The following is a 19,709-nucleotide window of genomic DNA, read 5'->3' on the forward strand; positions in this document are numbered from 1 at the left end:
TTGCCATGCCTGCGAACGAATCCCTCGAATATCTACAAGTTCTCTATCTTCACCGGCTCCACCGGGTCGGCCAATTCAAACCCGAACACGCGAGAGAAGAAATACAACTCCGCATCCAGTGCCCGCTTGATGTTTTCGGCGCGACGAAACCCGTGCTGTTCGCCTTCAAATGGTAGATAGGCCACCGGCAACCCTTTCCGGCGGAGGGTTTCGAACATCATTTCGGACTGGTTGGGGAGGACGATCTTATCCTCGAGACCTTGAAAAAGAATGATCGGGCAGGACAGGCGGTCGATGAAATGGATGGGCGATCGGTCGTGATAGATTTCCTCTTTCGCGGGAAAAGAGCCCAGCAGACTATGGGAGTAGCGCGACTCAAATTTGTGTGTATCCTCGTCCATGACCTTCAGATCGCTGATGCCGTAATAGCTGGCCCCCGCCTTGAAGGTGTTGCGAAAGGTCAGGGCGCATAGGGTGGTATAACCCCCGGCGCTTCCGCCGTCAATGGCGAGACGTTGTCCATCGACCTCGCCGCGCACGACAAGATCGCGCGCCCCGTTCACGCAGTCGTCCACATCGACAATCCCCCATTGACCATTCAGCCGCTGACGGTAGGCGCGCCCATATCCGGTGCTGCCCCCGTAATTCACGTCCAAAACGGCAAACCCGCGGCTCGTCCAATATTGAATCCCCAGATTCAGAACGGCGGTCGTGGCCGCCGTCGGTCCTCCATGACTTTTCACAAGGAGCGGAGGCTTTTCACCCGGCGGCGCGGTGAAGTCGCGATTCTTAGGGGGATAGTAAAAAGCATAGGCCGCGAGTCCATGTTCCGTTGGGAACTCGATCGCCTGGGGGATGGATAGGTAGTCTGGATCAATCTTGATGTGGCTTGAACGCTGTAAAACCTCCACGTGATGCGTAGCAAGATCAAGGTGGACAATCGATGAGCCTTCGACATGCGAGCCGGCCCAGAACACCGCCTTTCCCGGAGCAGCCCTCAAATAACGGATATCGGTAAAAGGGATGTTGATGGGATCAAGTCGCCTGGCTCTCGTATCCAGCGTGCCGAGGCGCCAGTTTCCATCCTTATTGAACGTGCAGATAATGCGATTGGCAGATTCGATGGCGTAGGTCGAGAACCGGAAGAGCCACTGGGGCAAGCCGAATTCAGCGGACATCTCGCACATTGGTTCAATACGATCGTCGCGCCAGCGGTAGAGATTCCACCATCCAGTCCGGTCGGAGACAAAGTAGAGCGAGCCATCCGGCGACCACTCCGGCTGGAAGATCGATTCTTCCACACCGCCGGCGATCCGGCGTTTATGACCCAATGACCCGTCTGGATTGACCTCCGCTACCCACAATTCTGTTCCGTCCCAGGGCATGTTCGGGTGGTTCCAGGAAAGCCAGGCCAGGCGGGTCCCGTCGGGACTAAGGCGCGGAGAGGAATAGAAATCATTGCCGGAAACGAGCACCTGATCGCCGGAAATCACGATGGCCCCACCCGTCCCCGCAGTGTGAACCAACCGTTTTGTTCCTTGGGCGACAATGGAATTCTCCGCCTCCCGGCCTTCCACGGTGTGGTCTTCACGCACGCATATCAAGCGGTTCCGTCGGAAGTCGATGACACCGTCGGCATAGCGCATATCGACGGCCGGCGTGAGTGGGCGCGCGGCCTCCCCGGGCCGTTGCCTGTAAAGTTGTTGATCTGCAAAATTTGAAAAATAGATATTTCCGTTGGCGACGACGTAGGCGCCTCCTCCGTATTCATGGACCCGAGTCCGGACGTTGAAGGGCGGAGGAGTCACATCCGTTTTTGTTCCATCGGAAGATCTTTTCACCAGGACCTGGCGTCCGGCTTCGGTGGGGCGGCTCTCAATCCAGTAGATGTCCTCGCCATCCAGCGTGATTTCACCGAGCCCGACCGTGCCTGCGACGATGAGATCCGAGGTGATCGGGGATTTCCAGGAGCCATAGGGAGCGACTTTGGTTCCAATCATTCCAGAGGTCCTCTCGTCATCGACTTCACCGGCTTTGTGCCTCGGCGGTGAGGGTCCTTCCCAGTCAGACCAGGATGCTTTGACGCGCTTTCGTCTCTGTTTGGCTCGAGTTTACAGCTCTTTATCGCATGACCCGAGGAATTGGAGCAAGGGCAAATTCCTTCTCCCGGGAATATTGATGCGGCCCTGATGGAATCAGGTACAATAAGCGACTTCAAAAAGTTTGTGGTGACGGGGCAGGATGTTCAACTCCGAGCGGGATAGAAAAGAAGCGGGTATGCGCGCGTCGCATCGGCTGCCGCCGGGGCAGTCGTTGACGTAGAAAAGGTTTCCTCGAATGCCCCAATTAACCCGAACTCTGGGCTTCCGCGATCTCACGCTCATCACCATCGGGTCCGTCATCGGATCGGGGATTTTTCTTGTTCCCGGGCCAGTGATCAGGCAAGTCGGGGGGTCGATGGGGGTGGCGCTGATGGTATGGCTGGTGGGCGGGATTCTCTCGCTGCTGGGCGCCCTGACTTACGGCGAACTGAGCGCGATGAACCCGTCGGCGGGCGGCCTGTATGTCTACATCCGCGACTGTTTCGGGAAGTTCTTTGCATTCATGTTTGGCTGGACGCTCTTCTTTGTCACCAGCAGTGGAACCAACGCCACGCTCGCCGTCGCCTTCAGCGCCTACCTGGGCGAGATTGTTCCCTTGACCCCTGTAATGGCAAAGCTGATTGCCGCCGCGATGCTCCTGGTTGTCATGGCGGTCAATGTGTGGGGCACTCGCCGCAGTGCCGACCTGACCAACTGGACGACCGCGGTCAAAGTGGCGGCGATTCTCGGAATGAGCATCGCGCTGATGTGGCTCGGCCACGGGTTTGTCGGATCAAGGCCCTACCTCTGGCCATTGCATTTTTCCTGGCCACTTGCCTCCGGCTTTGGCGTGGCGATGGTCAGTGTTCTCTGGGCGTATGAAGGCTGGCAGTTCGGTACCTATAGCGCCGCCGAAACACTGCATCCTCAGCGCGATTTTCCCCGGTCATTGACGATCGGCACTGGGGCGCTGATTGGTCTGTACATGTTGGCCAATGTGGCGTACCTGGCGGGGATCGGTCCGGTGGCCGTGGCCCGGTCCGACAGTGTGGCGGCCGCTTCGATGGCTGCCATCTTCACGCCGGCGGCTGCAAAACTGGTGGCGCTGGCGATTCTGATTTCCATCTTCAGCGCCACCAATGTCACGGTCCTCACCGCCACGCGGGTTTATTATGCGATGGCCAGCGACGGAATCTTCTTCAAACGGCTGGCCGAAGTGCACCCCCGGTTCGGGACGCCCGCGTTCGCCATTGTCACGAGCTCCGTATGGTCCATTGTTCTGGCCTTGAGCGGCACCTTTGAGCAACTCCTCACCTACGTCATTTTTATTGCCTGGATTTTCTACGCCCTAGCAGCGGCGTCGATTTTTGTTTATCGAAGGCGCCAGCCGAATGCATCTCGCCCTTACCGTGTCCCCGGATATCCCTGGACGCCCCTGCTGTTCATTTTGGCGGCCGCGGCTTTGGTAGGAAATACGATATTTGCGGAACCGCTCAACGCGTTGGTTGGTTTGGGCATCGTGCTGTTGGGCGCCCCAGCGTATTTGATCTGGCAGTCGCGAAGCAAGAAGGCCAAGGCGGTCATTCCGTCGCCGTGACTCGGGACCAGAGAGACCGGGCACGATGGATGAGGGAACATCCCGAACTCTTAAATTGACCCAATCCCTGAGAGGGATTCATTCATTAGCCCAGGGTTGCCCCTTGGGCAACCCTGGGTCAGAAATCATTGTCGAACTCTCCAAACCCTGAAAGGGTTCGATAGAATGGATTACTCCCACACTCGAGAATGGAAGGATGCGACCCCCCGCAATCCTATTGAACAGTAATGGAACTTCATCGAACTTCTCGAGCATCTTGGTTAAGTGCCCGGTTCATTTCTGGTCGGAGGCTCATTCCAAGTCGGCGGTTCAATTCCAAGTCGGCGGTTCAATTCCAATCCAAGGTTTATTTCCAATCAGAGGCCCGGAGGGCCGGCAGAATGTAGCCCCGTCTGAGCCCCGGAGGGGTGAAAGAATCCCCTCATTTCTCCCTTCTTCTTTTCACTCATTCTAGAAGTTGCTTAGGATGGAATTCAACCGGCGCGGTTGCGAGATGAGGCTCGCATGGTGAAAGCGGCAACCCGCGACCCCGTCAGGGTTGAACGAAGTGTTAGACAGGAGGGTTGTTCCTGGATTTCGCAATGAAGAAACTTCCAATGGCGAAGAATGCAGCACCAACACCAACAAATGCCACCTGTTTGCTGAAGAGATAGGCTGCAAAGAATGCGACACCGGCGATCAGGAAAAGGATGCCACTCAGTTTCAATTGCTCAGGTTTCATAGATGAAATCTCCGAATCTTGCGGCCTAGCGAAAGTAATCAACTGGCGCAGCCGGGCCCGCGAGTTGAACGAGGGGTCAGGCTGGTGCGACGGTTGGAAGCTTCCGCAGCAACGCCATGAACAGGGCCCGTAGATCGATAAGGGCATGCACCAAAATGGGAAACAGCAAGCTACCGGTGGCTATATAAAGCCCGCCAAGGACCAATCCAATAAAGGCCGTTTCGAGTACCCCTTTAACCCCTTGCCCGAGATGGGCCAAGCCGAAAACCGCCGATGATGCCAGCAAGCCCCACCCGAGAGGAAGCCCCCAAGGCGACGCCTGGAGGTATCGAAGGAGGTATCCGCGATAGATTATCTCCTCACAAACTCCTGCTGAAATGGCGACCCCACTGAAAAGGGCCATTTCCAGGAGACTGTTCGGCAGCAGGTAGTCCATTTTTTCGTATGGGATGAGCAAACGCTGGCGAATGCCGCGATGGACTAGCGCCAGGAAAGGAGGTAACAGGATCCCAAGGATTAACGGGATCATAAGGCCTATGACAGCCTCGTGAGGCACATGACTTAGGAACGGGATCTTCACCAACGGAGCAGCGTACAATTGCCGGAGGGGTATGCGCCAGATGACCAAGAGTGAGACGATCCACAGCCCGGTGATAATGCGTAGATAACTCCAAATTTTTACCTGCGGGTGAATTGATTCGCGCAGTTGACGCGCTTCCCAAAAATCCCAGATAGGAAATCCAAACAATAGAAGCGCAGGAATCAAATGGGAGATGATCATTTTTCTGTTTTCATCCGCTGTGTCCTACTTCTGGTTGAGCAGGGCATTCGCAATCTGCACCATGGCCCGGAGTTTTGTCTCTTTGTCTTTGATTCCCTCGGCCCGGGCCATGGCGTCATCGATATTCAGCCTCGCCAAGGTGCTAAGAAGCATTGAAAAGAGAGGCTGAGGAGAGCGGAACGTGGTTGCCACGCCGGCCGGAGGTTTCGGATTCGATTTCCTCTCCTCCTCTTCCTGGGCCAATTGATCGGCCAGTTTGAGAGCCTCCTTCAAGATTTGTTGAGCTCGATCCTGGTCGAACAGCAGAAATCCCCCTGCGATCAGTCCGTCGCATTCGGCTTGATCATAAGGATCCGGGAGTTTTTCTGTGGCCGAAGCGGCTTCATTGAGGAGGCTTTTGGCTTGTTCCGGGTCCTTCTTGGATAGAGCCATGGCCGTTGAAGCCATCGCCTTGACGCGCGAGGGGCCCGGCGGGATGGTCTTCAGGAGAGCTTGCGCTGCCTCGGGATCTTCCCTCGCCAGCTGGGCGGCCAGGGCCACCTGGTTGACGCTCTCCATACGCGCTTGCTCGGCCGCCCGCCTGGCACTGAAATCGATCGGCGGTTTCGTCGGAGCTCCCACCGCATCCCTGTGAATGAGGGTCATTCTGGAGTAGGTGGGCATGGTCGATGCCGGCGGCGGCCCGGAAGGGCTCGGGGTGCTGCTGTTGTCCGGGGTTTGAGTGGAGGGTTTGGCCGGAGGGGCCGTTGAATATTCGCTCATTGAACCCACCTCTCTCCCCGGACTCTTGGGAAGCAGGGCTCGACTGGCTGAGAACTTTTCTTCAAGGCCTTTGGCACGCTCCGGGTCCATCCGTCGAACCAGCGGGAGCACTTTCGACATGGCATATTCTCGAACCCCGTCGTACGACGTTTTGGTATTCCCGTCGAAAATTTCCCATTGTACATCCAAGTCGGGCGGATGGTCCCCCATGTCGTCAATGGCGTTGAGAATAATCCCCACCGCCTGGGATGTGAGCGCCCGGTTCAAATCGAACAGGCTTGAAGCCATATCAATGAAGTCGACGAAGGCGGGAGCGTTCGTGACGGGCTTGTCAAATTGATGAATCGCTTCAATGTAGAGAGTTTCTGCGAGTTCAGGCCTCTTTTTCTGGAGGGCCACCGCCATCGGGACGATCAGGGACTTCAAACAATCACCGTGTGCCATTTCCTCCCGGACAATCCCAAAGGCCCGCTCGGGATCCTTGTCGGCCAGACGGACGACCATGAAACCGAGTGCCCCTAGCCCTATGTTCACCTGACTTACGGACCCGGGCATCGATTCAATGCGAAGTGCCAGCTCAAGCGCTTTTTCCGGGTCATAGCCGTAAACCATTCGGGCAATATTGCTTTGGTTCATGGCACGCACAGTGGCGTTTTCCGAGCCTTGGAGCTCCTGGGCTGCATTAAAGGCCTGCTCGTAAATGAGTATCCCCTGCTTGCGGTCTATTCCTGCCATGGAGCGCGCAATGTCCAGCAACAGGGCCATCTTTACGCGTGGCTCGCTCTGTAATGCTTCCTGATAGCATCGGTTCAGAAGGTTCTGGGCCTTCTTTTTTCTCTCCGCGATGGGGTCGGCCTTAGTGGAGGGCTGGGCGGTTTTGACGTCGCCTTGCTTCACAGTCGATGGGGAGGTTTGACTCGGGGCTTTTTCAACGGACTGTAGAATGGCCCGATCTTCACTTACAGCGGTAAATGCAGGTTCTGGGAAGATCAATCCCGCAGAACAAAGGAGGGCAAGCGTTGACACCATTGCATGCCGGTTTTTCATAGAGCCTCCTGGGGTGTGCATGGAAACTAAAGTTCTAAAGGGTAAGACGACAATCCCGCCCAAAAAGTCCGGCCAAAATCTGTCCCGTCATCAGGTAGGGGACGCGTTCAGCGCGGTAGGCCGCATCTCCAGTATCCATTTTCCCGGCCCACGTGGGACGGCGGAGTCTTGATGCTTCCATCGTGAAGCCTCCCGGAATATCACGCTCGGGTGTTAATCGCAAGCGATTTGGCCGCACGCGCAACAGACTTATAGGAAATGGAGGGTGCCCCTTAAGACGGAAACACAGAATGGATAAAGATGCGCCCACATCAAATTGGTCAACGACGCCCGCCGGAGGACAATTCTCTGGCAAACACAGTAACATAACTGATAAGATTTCCGACAACAAGGACACAGAACAAATTGGATAGTGTGGCGGGAAAGCGATGATTGTAACTCATATCAAACTTAAGAACTGGCGTAACTTCCGTTCGGTCGATGTTGAACTGAGCGAACGGATTTTTCTCGCTGGACCCAATGCTTCAGGCAAGTCCAATTTCCTAGACGCCTTCCGGTTTTTACGTGACATTGCCAAGCCTGGTGGAGGATTGCAGAAAGCCGTCACCGACCGTGGTGGCTTATCGAAACTGAGGTGCTTAGCGGCGCGTGAGCACCCTAATGTGGAAATGGAGGTTCACCTCTCCGAAGTTTCGAATCAGGAAGCTGGATGGAGGTACGCGATTGGAATTAAACAAGAGTCGCGTGGGTACCGGCAACCTTTTTTGGCATATGAGCAAGTCTGGCACCAAGGAGACAAAATATTGACGCGTCCGGATAAGGATGATGTCACAGACCCGCTACGCCGCACCCAGACACATCTTGAGCAAATTGGGGCAAACAGCCAGTTCAGAGATATTGCGAAGTTCTTTGAATCGGTACTCTATTTGCATCTAGTACCGCAGTTGGTTCGCCATCCAGAAATATACGCGGGGCCAGGGAATTCCGAAGACCCCTTCGGTCGAAGCTTCCTTGAACGAGTGGTCAAGACACCCCAGAAAGTCCGGCGTTCTCGACTGAAAAAGATCGAAAAGGCCTTGTTTTTGGCAGTCCCACAGATTAAAGGGCTGACAGATGTGAAGGACGAAAGCGGTATTCCTCACCTTGAGGCAGTCTACGAGCACTGGCGCCCCAAAGGCGCCAAGCAAAGAGAAGACCAGTTCTCCGACGGGACGTTGCGCCTAATTGGTTTGTTGTGGTCGTTGCTCGAAAGTGAGTCTCTCCTGTTGCTGGAAGAGCCCGAACTATCGCTGAACTCTGGGATTGTCCGGAAACTGCCTGCTCTTTTGCATCGGGTCCAGAGACAGAAGAAGAGGCAGATTATCCTGAGCACCCACAGCGCGGACTTGCTTTCAGATAAAGGTATTGGGGGAGAAGAAGTGCTTCTGTTGACTCCCAGCGTCGAAGGTACGAGAGTTGATCCTGCCGCGTCAATTAAGGAAGTAAGAGCGCTCCTTGAAGCGGGGCTTAGCATTGCAGAGGCCGCACTGCCCCGCACGGTGCCATCCGCCGTTCAGCAATTGCCCCTTAAATTTGAATGATGTCACCCATCCCGATCCAACTTGCTGTGGAGGACGACCTCAGTGAGGGGGTCCTTATCAAGCTTCTTTGCAAAACGGGGCGCCCTTATGCGATAGGCACGTGCTATAACGGTAGTGGGTTCGGGTACTTGCGTAGAACAATTCGCGGGTTCAACAATGCCGCAAAGGGAACACCATTTCTAGTATTGACTGACCTCGATCAGATCGAATGTGCGCCAGATCTCATTGAGACTTGGTTGCATGAACCCCTCCATCCGAACCTCTTGTTTCGAGTCGCCGTCAAAGAGGTTGAAGCCTGGCTGCTCGCTGATCAGGTAGGGCTCGCCAGATTCCTGGGCATCAACAAGACCCTGATTCCCGAGAGTGTGGATGAAATTGTAGATCCGAAAAAGTGCCTCATCGATCTGGCCAGAAGATCCCCCCATCGAAATCTCCGAGGAGACATTGTCCCCCCGTCTGGAAGTACACGACAGATCGGTCCCAATTACAATGGGCAGTTGGTTGCCTTCGTGCAAAACCGGTGGAACATATCGGCTGCTGAGCGGTCCTCGCCGAGCCTTAGGCGTACAGTGACTGCTGTGACCCGATTTGTCCCAACGTGGGACCACGTTTAGATCTGAGAATAGTGGTGCAGCCTCTTAGACCCCCATCATGCGAGTCCTACGCCCTTACTGCGGCTAGCTCGCCCGTGGTGAGGATAGCATGCGTGAAGTTGGAACCGTTTAACTCGTGCGCAGCATGCATTCTGTCCATGCTGAAAGCCGCTGTCGTGGCCCCTACTGGCGTTACATGAGAGCCGAGCTCCATGGCAAAACGGAGGTGGATTCAATGCGAGCCGCCTGATTCATCGTCTTGTTAACCGGCTTTTTTGGCTAAATGACAGGCATCGCTTTTCCGTCAAGACGGCTTCCGCGCGGAGCGTTTGTGTGAATTCTACCGACAACATGGGCTCGCATCTCCTTTATCCATTTTCCCTGACCATGTCTGACAACGTCCTGGAATTGAAGCTTGAAAGGATCAGACCCCCGGTCATCGTGTCGAGACCTCATCGGGGGATCGCGGCGACAACTTTGTCGATGGCTTCCTCCAGCGTGCCCTGCCCGTTGAGATAGGGGATCCAGTACTTTTCGATGGGCTCACGATACTTGGGCCACGCCCTCGTGAAGAGGTCTTCCGATGTGGGAACGTAATTCGCGACGCCCCGCTCGGCAAGGAACCGGCGCGTGAGTTCACTCGACGTTGCGAAGAGGATTGCATGCCACAGCTCGCGCGGCGCATCCAAACCGCGCTGCTTCGTAGCAACTGTGATCGCAGCTGCGACCGTTCCCCTGGCAGGACTGACCACCGCGTGTGAACTCTCGTGCAAGAGCATTTCGAGCGCGCGTAGCCCTTGGTAGCCGGGGTCGCGGCACGACATCGTGGTAATCACGCCGCCCGACCGGCCGGTGATCGTGTAGGCGCCGTAAGGGCCGGCAAAGGGCGTGATGTAAGCGCGAACGCGTTCCGGCCACGCCGTACGATACACCGCTTCATGTGCCCGAACGAGGCCCCCTCCCGCTTCACGCAGCATGGCGGCCGCGTAACCGAGGAAAAATCGATTCGCCTGGTCGTCGGCCACCCACCAGTGCCGGCGATAGACGGGAGCAGCAAGGGTCAGCGCCTCCTTGAGAGGGGCGTCGATAAGCGGCTCGGCAGCATCATCTGCGACCTGTGTGAGGGCGTCGGTGGTGATGACCATCGGATTCGCGAATGTCATGTCGCCGTGCCCGCCGCCGGCGGTGCGGTATGCCTTCACGGCCTCGTTCCACGCTGCCTGCTCTTCTGGGGACACGTCAGGTAGTGCGCGCGGCGTGGAGCGCATCGCGTCCGCGATCAGAGTCTGATGAAGACTCATCCAAAAGCTACTGTGCAGGAAAAAGATTGCGGGGGTCGCATCTCCATTATCCACGTTTCCGGCCGCTGTGGGATGGTGGAGTCTTGATGCTTCCACCGCAGAGGCGCGGACTGGCTCCTCATCTCGTTAGCCGGTTCCTCTCGCGCGTCGACAGGCATTGCTTTTCAGTCAAGACAGGTTCCGCGCGCAGCGTCTGTGTGAAGCCAACGGCGCCAAAGGTGATCTCGCTTGAGGCGGGCCAGTTGAGCTGAACCCTCCAACGGTAATACGGTCGGTCGAGGTACACCTTCTGATCCTGAACCAGTTCGCGTTCGACATGGTCGATCGACACGGGATGGAGTGAGACCTGAAAGCCCGAACGCCCCCAGTCGATTGCAATCTTCGGATCCGTGACCCCGTGGAACACGAGGGTTGCCGGCGCCACGCGGAACTGTCCAGCTTCGCCGACACCGCAAATCCATTCGACAATAAAATCGATGTCGAACGCCAGATCGCTGGTCCAGTCCGCCTCGTCCGGATCCCCGGCTCGAAGCTCGATCCCCCAGAGGTGACAGTCGTGCCAGGAGAGTCGATCGAAATCTGCTTCCGTCCAGTTCATGGCACTCTTCCCTAACGCAGAGTCCAGGCTGCCGTCTTCCCCCAGCCCGGTAAGTAATGATCAGGTTGCCCCCAGGCGGTCCGCGTCAGCAACTTGCTGATCACTCCATTTTCCACGCCAGGCATGATGATTTACGGCGCCTTCCTCACGATGAATACCAAGTCAGCAATGTCTGCTGGCCTTGATTTATCCGGCTCCACGAATGCGACCGGTTTATGCACGATCCCAGCGCTCTCCAAATGGTCCATGAAGTCCCACATGAGCTCGTGGTACACGATGACCAGCGCCTGCTTGTCATCGCGGAAACCGAATTCTTTGCTGAGAGAGCTGAGCCTGAGAAGATCGGGGACGCTTTCGGCGATCCGTCCTGCAATGGCTTGACTCAACTGGTACAGGGGATCACTGCCATCGGCTTTGATGATCGGAACCGTGAAGCGCCCTGTTTGGTCGAAGAGGTCAAACGGGCCGAAGACTTTCCGGGCGTGCTCATCCTCCACACGTCCTTTTTCAACATAGTCGTCGAACATCCGGAGGAAAGTCTTTATGTCAGCAACGAACGGCATCATCTTTGGGATGGCCCGTTCGGTCCAGTTTACCTTCAGAGAAACTCCCTTGTCCGAAACGGAATTTGTTCCCATCGCGAAGGCGCGCGGCGGATACACTGCCCACACCTCGCCGGCCCAAAGGGGCGTTTCGGCTGTAATCTCCCGTCGTCCTAACAACCCGCGCGATCTGAACTGTTCCCAAACCAGGTCGTCCAGGACATAAGAGAAGAGAATCGTGTAGGCATTCTTCTTGCGCCCCAGGGCGTCCAGAGTATTGACCAACCTGACGATTTCGGGCTCCAGCCGTCGACTCAGCGCGGGCACTACTGCCTGGGTGGCTCCCCTCAGCCGCTCCGACATCTGAGCATCAAGGATAGGGAGCGCCGTTTTGAGAACAGTTTTCTCTTCCTCCAGCAACCGCCATGTCTTGAGCAGCTCGATCTGGCTTTCAACGAACCGAACACCCGAGGCCCGAAGCTGGTCTCTTGTTATTCCCTTGACGCAAGCCAGCAAAATCTCGCCATTATTATCGAGTCTTGTTATCTGTTGCGGGCTCTGTCCGGATGAAGTCACGAATTGCGAAAAATCAAAGTCGTCAAACCTGACGATCTTGGACTTGGCTGATTCTTGAGCGAATGCGACACTGCCCGATATCAAACAGCAGAGGACCAGCGCCAGCCCAGGCACTCTTCTCATTGGTGTCCACCTCCATTCAACTTGCGTCCGCCTTTGCAGCTAAAGCGCCCAACTCTATTTCGGTCAGCCCGGTGCGTCTTTCCTCGGAGCTCCAGGATCAGACGAGCCGCCGGGCTTGCGCCACTCCATGAAAAGAAAATACGGAATGCGCTTTCCGTTCGAACCCACTCCGACGTCGGCGACGAAAAGCACGGATGCGTAATACTCATCAGCAACCTGCCGTCGGGCACAAGGATACGCCAGATTTCCTCGATGGCACCGGGGTAATCCTCCACGTCCATTAACACCATCGACGCCAGGACGATCTCGAAGGAGGCGGGCGCAATCGGCTCAAGCGAGCTGGCGTTTGCACAGATGTATTCAATCTGAAGGCCCGCCGCCCGCGCTGTCTGCTCCGCCGTGGCGACGAGCTGCGCGCTGCCATCAACGCCGACCACCTTGGCGCCCCGGACCGCGAGCTCCCGGCTGTAACCTCCCTCTCCGCAACCGAGGTCGAGGATGTGCGCGCCCTTTACATCGCCCAGCCACTCGAGAGTGAGGGGCAGAAGGAAGTAAATCCGGTAGTCATTTTGGTCGGCGTGCCGCACCCAGTCTTTCGCCACGGCATCCCAAGAGAGGGTCGAGCTGTCTTCGATTTTTTTCATAGCGTCTTACTCGGGTTTCTCAGCTTCATCCAGCAAGGCAATCGCCTTATCCGCATTACTCTTGAAAACGAGCAACCGGGTTCGTGCGCCAAAGCCTAATCCGGGATTCCAGCCACCGAGATCATCTCCGGATTCAAACACCTCTATTCCATTTGAATTAAGAAATGACTTTGCCAGATCAGCATCCTGACGATAGTTGAAGCTGGCGACGACAACAAGCTCCTCTGACAGCTCGCGATCGGTCAACTCGTTAGAGGATTCAATGTCAGTATTGTCCATCTCAGAGTCCGGCTGATCTGCCGGAGATTGAATCTTCGGCATCTGGTCGACCAACCAAGTCCCACAGATCGGGCATTTTGTAATGCCGTCCACATATTCGCTCGGAGTATCAGAACCCTCGAGGTCTGGACATTCTGGATTTGGACAAAACAATTTTGGTTCCTTTCTAAGTGAAAGTCGAGTCAGCCTCGGAGGCAGTGATCCTATGGATGCACGAGGCAGTGTTGCGACTCAGCCATGGATCGAAGCCATTTCCACACGGTGATGGGGCTGCCTGCCGGGTCGTCCACTTGGCCAGGAGGTCGGAGTCCGGTACTCGGCTACTTCGGCTTCGTGCGAACCTTGAACGTGCGCTCGACCTCTGCCGGAGCAACTTTCCACGGTGCGCCGTCCTTCTCCCGGACGAGCTTCAACTCCTGGATCTCAGCCCGGCCTCCGTACGGGGCATCGATGACCACCTTGCCTTTCAGTGTCGCTTTCCATGGTTCACCACCATCCGGCTCCAACTTGTATCCTTTGACCGGCCGAAGCTCCAGTTGCTTCAGATACCGCCACACGGTATCGGCGTCCTTGCCCTCGTCTCCCGTAGAGGCTTCCAGCACCACCCTGCCGTTGATCGACACCTCGAACTTAACGAAGCGAAGAGCAAAGGCAGGTTGACTACAGCAGGGCAAGATGCCCGCTGCAAGGACTATCGTACGCAGGCGACGAGTCACGCGACGCTCCCCCATTTGTGCCCTCGTTCGGCTAATGATTTGCCGTCGAGCGGCGGGCGCCGAAGGCGACCGTCTGCTGCAACGGTTTTGTTAGGCGACCTTTGCCTCATGTGCCCTGGCCTTGCCTACGATGAACTCACAAATGCCCGTGTCGATATCCGTCGTCGGGATCGTGATGAATTGGGCGCGTGAAAGAAAGACGAGAAGGAACTCTGGAAACGACCATATCCCGGTCACTGCACTCCACGCCAGTTCAGACGTTCCCGCGTCGGAGCACATCCGGAACGACTCCTCCCCCAATTCTAAGGTCGCCTCGGGCACGCGCATCCGCCGCAGACGACCCAACGAGGCCCGGTAATGGATCCCATACAAGGCGCCAGAGAAGGCGACGGCCAAAGCAAGCACTGCACCAAGAAGACCCACCACCCACGAGCGATCCCCGTTCCAGAGCAATCCAACAAAGGATGCGAGAACCAGCAGGAACGCCGCGACGAAGCGCCAGCCAATCGTGCGCCACCAAAAAAGTCTGACGGCTTTACGGATGAGCGCTTCTGTGTAGTGCAGCTTGATTGGAGTCATTTCTCCCCCCCTCACATGGTTCACCTAACAATAAATGGATGGATCCTCATATTCTCCGGAACATTGGTTTTCAATCCGCCTACTGCGCCGTCGATTCGGCGAGTATTACTGCGCTAATTATTTCAATATCGACCGTCTGCGAATCACGGCCGAACCGTAGTTAGGACCTTAGCTTACATCATGGGGTGACATCTCGATACCGTGCAGTCAAGGAGACCCGAGCTGAAACTTCCCATTCAATTGGGCATTTCTTAAGATGAAACTCTGCTTAAGTGAACTGTTGATATACTAGACAACGAAGCAACTCTTTCACCCCTCCGGGGCTCAAGACATTTTTGGACACTTACCCCGCCCTCGCCCCGCAAAAAGAAAAATCGCGGGGCTCAGACGGGGCTACAATCTGGCGGCCCTCCGGGCCTCTACAATCTGACGGCCCTCCGGGCCTCTACAATCTGACGGCCCTCCGGGCCTCTACAATCTGACGGCCCTCCGGGCCTCTACAATCTGGCGGCCCTCCGGGCCTCTACAATCTGACGGCCCTCCGGGCCTCTACAATCTGGCGGCCCGGGCCTCTACAATTTGGCGGTCCTACGGGCCTCTGACTGGAAGGGTGCTGCTGCAAGTCCTTCACGACTGACTGATCAGGACGCCAAGACGAAGAACAATACGACGACCGCAACCGTATCGATGAACCCGCGGGCCAGGATGCAAGCCCACAGATTCCTACCCAACACGAGATAGGCGGTCCGCATAATCAGTCCTGCTACTCCCGAATCCACGACTCTTGCATGCACGCCCACGCGGCAACCAGCCCAGTTTAGTTGGCTCGCTGTCCGATCAGCAACGGCTGATAGAAGATGTCATCCATCCGCCGGCACGACGTGAACCCGGCCGCGGCCATGAGTTCAAGCAGCCGCGGGATCCCGATCGCATAGTACCGGGTTACGGTTCGAACCCGCTCGATGGGGCCATAAGCCATCTGTTCCTCGATGACGAACGTTACGTCGTAATGCGTTCGATTGATCCAGCGCCACTGCTGCCACAGATGAAAGACCTGCTCACCACGCCGGCGCTCGCCGTATTTGTGTTGCGTCGTGCCGACGTGGTCGATGCGATCATAGTCCCGCACAGAGCACACGCACACGCCACCCTCGATGAGCACCGCCTGGAATTCGGAGAAAGCGGCGGCGATGTCGGCGTCCGTCAGCAGATGCGGCAGTGAGTTGTCGCAGCAGAGCACGGCGTCGAAGCGATCGTTCACCGTCGCCCCGACGGCACGCATATCCGCAACGCCCGCGTCCAGTGAGAGTCCTCGAGCGGCCGCCTCACGGGTAAGCCGTGCAATCGCCTGAGGAGACAGATCGCGGGCAGTGACCCGGAATCCCCGTGCCGCAAGCGGCAACGCCTGCGTACCGATACCCGCCGCGGCGTCGAGCACACGGGGTGATGCGCCAGCGGACTGGTGAAGACCCTCGCGTATGACCCGAGCCAGGGCGTCGCCCTGACGGGCCATGCTTTCGTTCCAGTCGGGGAAGATCAGATCATAATAAGGGACGAGATCGTCGTAGAACTTTTCTGTGGACATGTGTCCTGCCGCCTCGACTCATCTAACGCGCGGCGTTCATCCCCGAACCTCCTTTGCGCTTTTGTCTCGTAGTGTGAAGGTGCGATCCCTGTGTATGGCATACACGGCGGCGAGGCCGCGGGAAACCCCTCCCGTGTGCCGCACATCAGTGTTTCCGCGACTCGAATTGACGAGCCTCTTCGAGCGGGACGAGCCTCGTGCCGTTATCGGCAACCCCAAGAAGCCCCCGATAGAATGAGTGGGCCTGGGACTCGTCGCCGCTCGCGCGTGCCGCCCGCGCAGCCCCCAGCAGGCTATTGAAGCGCCTCGGGTATGGATCCAGTGACCGCTTGTAGGCTGCGAGCGCCTCCACGGGATGCTTCTGCTCCAGAAGAAGGTCTCCCAAGAGTTCAAAAGCGGGTAAAGTGGGGGCGGGAGTCACGGCGGGCTTGGGGGTTGAAACCTCAAGCTCGGCAGCCTGTCGCAACAGCGCCACGCTTGATTCGCTGTCTCCGCTTGCGTGCGCGAGCCATGCCCCTACCTCAAGACGAAGAATTCGAATTTGGCGCGCAAAGAGATCCTCGCCTGTCTTGCCGGCTGAAGTTTCGAGCTCCTCCAGACGCCTGGCGGCCCGTTGAGCCTCGTCGACCTTTCCCAAGTGCGCCGCCCCGAGACCGCGGGCAAACCACGTGACAGCCTCTGGCCACGTAAAACGGTCCCAGTTAAGGATCGGGGGGTCGCGGGGAACCAGCATTGCCGCTTCGCTCCAGGCCCGTCGCTCCAAGGCATATCGCGCCTGGGTGGAAGCCAGGTGAAAGGCTGTTTTGAAGGTGGGTTCCAGTTGTGCCATTCCTCGCAATCGTTTCAACTGCTCAGCGGCTTCATTGCCCGCACCTTTCTGCAGATAGGCATAGATGAGGTATTCAATGGCGTGTGGAAACTCGTCCCAAACGAACTCCCCATGGTCGCCGGCGGGATATTTCAGGGCGGCCTCCGCAGCTTGCAGGTTTCCCCGTATCACTCGGTCCCAGTCTCCGAGGCGGGTATAAATGTGGGTCGGCATGTGAAGCGCATGGGGGTTGTGGGGAGCGACCGTCTCATACTTGCGGACGATCTCCAGCGATTCTCTCTCCCGGCCTGGCACATCATTGGCATGTATCAAGTAGTGCATGGCCCCCGGGTGCTCAGGGTTCTGCTTGTACACCGCCAGGAGTAGCCTGGCAGCGCGCTCGGAGTGCTCGCGCGAGACGCTATCGGAAGGTGCGGTGGCGAGAAGCGCCAGTGCGTAGAAGGACGCCGCCTCGGGGTCATGCGGGTATGCGAGGTACACCGCTTCCATTGCCTCCTCCCACCGACGGATTCGCTGCCAATAATCGGACGACGCGGGCTCGCGGAAGAACGCCTCCGCGGCAGCCACGAAGAGGCGCTCCCGCTTCGTGGGCGGCTCCAGCGCCTTTGCCTTCTCCACTTCATTCCATCCGTGTCGGAGGTCCTCGGAACTCGGCCGCGTGGGCCAGAGCGGTTGAAACAGAGTCATCGCGATCCCCCAGTGCGCCATCGCACACCGCGGATCGGCCCTGGCGACCTGCTCGAATACTTCCCTGGCCTGCGGGTAGGTCATGTGGTGAAGCAACAAGGTCGCTCGATTGAATTCCACCTGTGCTTGTTTGGAGCAGGAGACCGGGAAGTTTACCGTCCCCAGGTCGTGCCGAGCGTGCGGCGGTACCTGAGTTGCCCCGGATGGGACGCTGGCAAACAGGACCAGCGCCAACACCACGGCAGAGCGCCAAAGGGAACGATAGAGCCTGGAATGCATTGCTGGGTTCCTTAGGTTAGTGTTCTTCGATCCCTTTGGGATAACGATCCGCCACAAGATTCAGCCGGACGTTGTGCTCAAGAAGCGCTTTGAGGCCCGCGAGCACCAAAGAGAACCCTTGAGTCGAGTCGGTCACCTGTTTCACGAGTTCGTCCCCGTCGCCCGTAAAGCCGGCGTGCGTGATACTGACGAACGTTGTGCCATCCTTTTGGGGCGCAAACAGCCATTCCACGGTGGTGGGACTCGTGTGTCCCGGCCACTCGAAGACAATGCGCTGGTTCGGTTCGATAATCTTCGCAGTCACCGGGATCGAGATGCCATACATTTCCCAGTCCCATTGAACCTGCTTGCCCGCCTCGAGCCTTCCGCTGCTTTTGGTGAACCAGAATTTCGTCGTGATGTCCGGGTTGACCACGGCCTCGAACACCTCGGCGACCGGCTTGCGGATAAGCATCCCGGTCTTCGCAATCGGCAACTGCTTAAGCTGGAGATTGTCCATACTGACTCCTTTGAGCAGATAACGAACAGCGCGTCATCCGACGGCGCGTTCTTGTTCCTTGCGCCGGTCGGGTGGACGCGCGGGATAGACCGTGAGAGATTAGGGTTTTCGTTTCCGATACTGGACGCCCGCCAGCCCCTTAAAGTCTGCATCTTGTGTCCACAGAGTCGCATCGTGCACCCGCGCAGTGGCCAAAATAATGCTGTCTGCCATCGGCAATTTGGCCTCGTGGCTGATCCGGGCCGCTTCCAAAGCAGTGCGGGAGTCAAGATCAACCACGGTGCCTTGCTGCATAACCGCCACGGCCTGCAGTGCTTGACCTTCGTCTCGCTGTGTAAGGACTCGTTTGAAAACTCCGTAGAGCGTCAAGGAAGGCACCAGAAGGTCTTCTGTCTGTTCGATGGCGGAAGCGAAGAAGGAGGCGTTGGGACCATTGGCAAAGTACTCCAGCCACGCACTCGAGTCGACAACATTCATAGCCGATCCGCCTCTCGCTCCACTTTGGCGTCGATTCCTTTCAGAAAACCTCGCATTTCCTTGATGGGCCGAAGGGGGATCAGTTCGATTCGGTTACCATACGCGATGGCCTGGATCTTTTGCCCCGGGGATAGACTCAACTGCTCCCGAATCAATCGGGGGATGACCACCTGAAACTTCGGTGAAATCGTGACTGTTCCCATGAGACCTCCATCGATTGACAATCCGTAATACGAATATGGTATCGATACTGATTTCGGGTGTCAATAATCATTCCCGACCGATTGGGCGGTACCGATGGCTATCGGCCGAGGGGCATTAAAAGATCGACTTGGCCCGGTTTCGCATCTTTTGAAACGATTATAGTGCCCACGACCGACTGCCAACCGTTCGCAGTCGCTTTGAATGAGTAACTACCCGAAGGCAAGGATCCCATCTTGAATCTCCCTTGTTGGTCAGCAAGAACACCTCTGATCTTTGTTACAGTACCCGGGCCTCGAATCTCAAAAATAACCTCAACCCATGCCGGCCACTCGCCCCCTTCAGAACGGATAATACCGCCAATCCTCCGGACAATGATCGGCTCCGGCGTCTCTGCGATGATATGTTCGATGGGTGATTTTACAAAGCCAGCATACCTCCCGCCAAATTCACGGTCGCCAAAACGGGAATAGCCGGCTCCAACACCGGTATTGCCGTGACGGAAACATCCACCGAGTCCCAACAGGAACAAGACTAGCACCGCACTCAGCCACCTTGACATGACTTTGCTCTCGTCCGCCTAACGACCAACGCGTCATCCGGGACTCCGCTCTTTGGGCTGGTCGGGTGCA

The 19,709-nt window shown here is 57.0% G+C and carries 22 protein-coding genes; 2 read left to right on the plus strand and 20 right to left on the minus strand.

Annotated elements, in window-relative coordinates; all coding sequences use genetic code 11:
- Positions 1–32: 32 nt before the first annotated feature.
- Positions 33–2,000 (minus strand): S9 family peptidase, encoded by a 1,968-nt coding sequence (locus LAO21_03260; protein MBZ5551714.1) that lies wholly within the window; start codon positions 1,998–2,000, stop codon positions 33–35.
- 337 nt (positions 2,001–2,337) lie between these two features.
- Between LAO21_03260 and LAO21_03265 the strand changes: the two genes are divergently transcribed.
- Positions 2,338–3,678 carry an amino acid permease gene (locus tag LAO21_03265; protein MBZ5551715.1) on the plus strand — a complete coding sequence of 447 codons (1,341 nt, stop codon included), beginning with the start codon at positions 2,338–2,340 and terminating at the stop codon, positions 3,676–3,678.
- Positions 3,679–4,228: 550 nt separating this feature from the next.
- Here LAO21_03265 and LAO21_03270 read toward each other — a convergent pair.
- From LAO21_03270 to LAO21_03285, 4 genes are all read right to left on the minus strand, one after another.
- Positions 4,229–4,399 (minus strand): hypothetical protein, encoded by a 171-nt coding sequence (locus tag LAO21_03270; protein ID MBZ5551716.1) that lies wholly within the window; start codon positions 4,397–4,399, stop codon positions 4,229–4,231.
- 76 nt (positions 4,400–4,475) lie between these two features.
- Positions 4,476–5,180: a CPBP family intramembrane metalloprotease gene (locus LAO21_03275; GenBank protein ID MBZ5551717.1), complete on the minus strand. Its 705-nt coding sequence runs from the start codon at positions 5,178–5,180 to the stop codon at positions 4,476–4,478.
- A 24-nt stretch (positions 5,181–5,204) separates the two neighbouring features.
- Positions 5,205–6,989 (minus strand): hypothetical protein, encoded by a 1,785-nt coding sequence (locus LAO21_03280; GenBank protein ID MBZ5551718.1) that lies wholly within the window; start codon positions 6,987–6,989, stop codon positions 5,205–5,207.
- Positions 6,990–7,023: 34 nt separating this feature from the next.
- Positions 7,024–7,170: a hypothetical protein gene (locus LAO21_03285; GenBank protein ID MBZ5551719.1), complete on the minus strand. Its 147-nt coding sequence runs from the start codon at positions 7,168–7,170 to the stop codon at positions 7,024–7,026.
- Positions 7,171–7,417: 247 nt separating this feature from the next.
- Here LAO21_03285 and LAO21_03290 point away from each other — a divergent pair, with 247 nt between their 5' ends.
- Positions 7,418–8,569 carry an AAA family ATPase gene (locus LAO21_03290; GenBank protein ID MBZ5551720.1) on the plus strand — a complete coding sequence of 384 codons (1,152 nt, stop codon included), beginning with the start codon at positions 7,418–7,420 and terminating at the stop codon, positions 8,567–8,569.
- Between the two features lie 179 nt (positions 8,570–8,748).
- On the opposite strand, the gene LAO21_03295 is transcribed toward LAO21_03290, so the two are convergent.
- The 15 genes from LAO21_03295 to LAO21_03365 form a co-directional block, all read right to left on the minus strand.
- Complete coding sequence (locus tag LAO21_03295) at positions 8,749–8,994, minus strand: hypothetical protein (GenBank protein MBZ5551721.1); 246 nt, start codon at positions 8,992–8,994, stop codon at positions 8,749–8,751.
- 620 nt (positions 8,995–9,614) lie between these two features.
- A complete protein-coding gene (locus LAO21_03300; GenBank protein ID MBZ5551722.1) occupies positions 9,615–10,559 on the minus strand; it encodes a hypothetical protein in 945 nt (314 codons plus the stop codon).
- 22 nt (positions 10,560–10,581) lie between these two features.
- A complete protein-coding gene (locus LAO21_03305) occupies positions 10,582–11,061 on the minus strand; it encodes a hypothetical protein (protein MBZ5551723.1) in 480 nt (159 codons plus the stop codon).
- Between the two features lie 131 nt (positions 11,062–11,192).
- On the minus strand, positions 11,193–12,302 hold the full coding sequence (locus LAO21_03310; protein ID MBZ5551724.1) for a hypothetical protein: 1,110 nt from the start codon (positions 12,300–12,302) through the stop codon (positions 11,193–11,195).
- A complete protein-coding gene (locus LAO21_03315; GenBank protein ID MBZ5551725.1) occupies positions 12,299–12,946 on the minus strand; it encodes a class I SAM-dependent methyltransferase in 648 nt (215 codons plus the stop codon). Before LAO21_03315 ends, LAO21_03310 begins: the two co-directional genes overlap by 4 nt.
- 6 nt (positions 12,947–12,952) lie before the next feature.
- Positions 12,953–13,267 (minus strand): hypothetical protein, encoded by a 315-nt coding sequence (locus LAO21_03320; protein ID MBZ5551726.1) that lies wholly within the window; start codon positions 13,265–13,267, stop codon positions 12,953–12,955.
- A gap of 278 nt (positions 13,268–13,545) precedes the next feature.
- On the minus strand, positions 13,546–13,956 hold the full coding sequence (locus LAO21_03325; protein MBZ5551727.1) for a hypothetical protein: 411 nt from the start codon (positions 13,954–13,956) through the stop codon (positions 13,546–13,548).
- A gap of 75 nt (positions 13,957–14,031) precedes the next feature.
- On the minus strand, positions 14,032–14,520 hold the full coding sequence (locus tag LAO21_03330) for a YcxB family protein (protein MBZ5551728.1): 489 nt from the start codon (positions 14,518–14,520) through the stop codon (positions 14,032–14,034).
- A gap of 641 nt (positions 14,521–15,161) precedes the next feature.
- Positions 15,162–15,314 carry a hypothetical protein gene (locus LAO21_03335; protein MBZ5551729.1) on the minus strand — a complete coding sequence of 51 codons (153 nt, stop codon included), beginning with the start codon at positions 15,312–15,314 and terminating at the stop codon, positions 15,162–15,164.
- Between the two features lie 23 nt (positions 15,315–15,337).
- Positions 15,338–16,105 carry a class I SAM-dependent methyltransferase gene (locus tag LAO21_03340; GenBank protein ID MBZ5551730.1) on the minus strand — a complete coding sequence of 256 codons (768 nt, stop codon included), beginning with the start codon at positions 16,103–16,105 and terminating at the stop codon, positions 15,338–15,340.
- A 145-nt stretch (positions 16,106–16,250) separates the two neighbouring features.
- Positions 16,251–17,900, minus strand: coding sequence for a hypothetical protein (locus tag LAO21_03345; protein ID MBZ5551731.1), 1,650 nt, complete (start codon positions 17,898–17,900; stop codon positions 16,251–16,253).
- Between the two features lie 16 nt (positions 17,901–17,916).
- Positions 17,917–18,354, minus strand: a complete 438-nt coding sequence (locus LAO21_03350; GenBank protein ID MBZ5551732.1) for an SRPBCC family protein — start codon at positions 18,352–18,354, stop codon at positions 17,917–17,919.
- A gap of 144 nt (positions 18,355–18,498) precedes the next feature.
- Positions 18,499–18,876 carry a type II toxin-antitoxin system VapC family toxin gene (locus LAO21_03355; protein MBZ5551733.1) on the minus strand — a complete coding sequence of 126 codons (378 nt, stop codon included), beginning with the start codon at positions 18,874–18,876 and terminating at the stop codon, positions 18,499–18,501.
- Complete coding sequence (locus LAO21_03360; GenBank protein ID MBZ5551734.1) at positions 18,873–19,079, minus strand: AbrB/MazE/SpoVT family DNA-binding domain-containing protein; 207 nt, start codon at positions 19,077–19,079, stop codon at positions 18,873–18,875. The genes LAO21_03355 and LAO21_03360 overlap by 4 nt, the downstream gene beginning before the upstream one ends.
- A gap of 98 nt (positions 19,080–19,177) precedes the next feature.
- Positions 19,178–19,639, minus strand: coding sequence for a carboxypeptidase-like regulatory domain-containing protein (locus tag LAO21_03365; protein MBZ5551735.1), 462 nt, complete (start codon positions 19,637–19,639; stop codon positions 19,178–19,180).
- Between the last annotated feature and the right edge of the window lie 70 nt (positions 19,640–19,709).

It is taken from the genome of Terriglobia bacterium, from assembly GCA_020073085.1.
Classification (GTDB): Bacteria; Acidobacteriota; Terriglobia; order JAIQFV01; family JAIQFV01; genus JAIQFV01.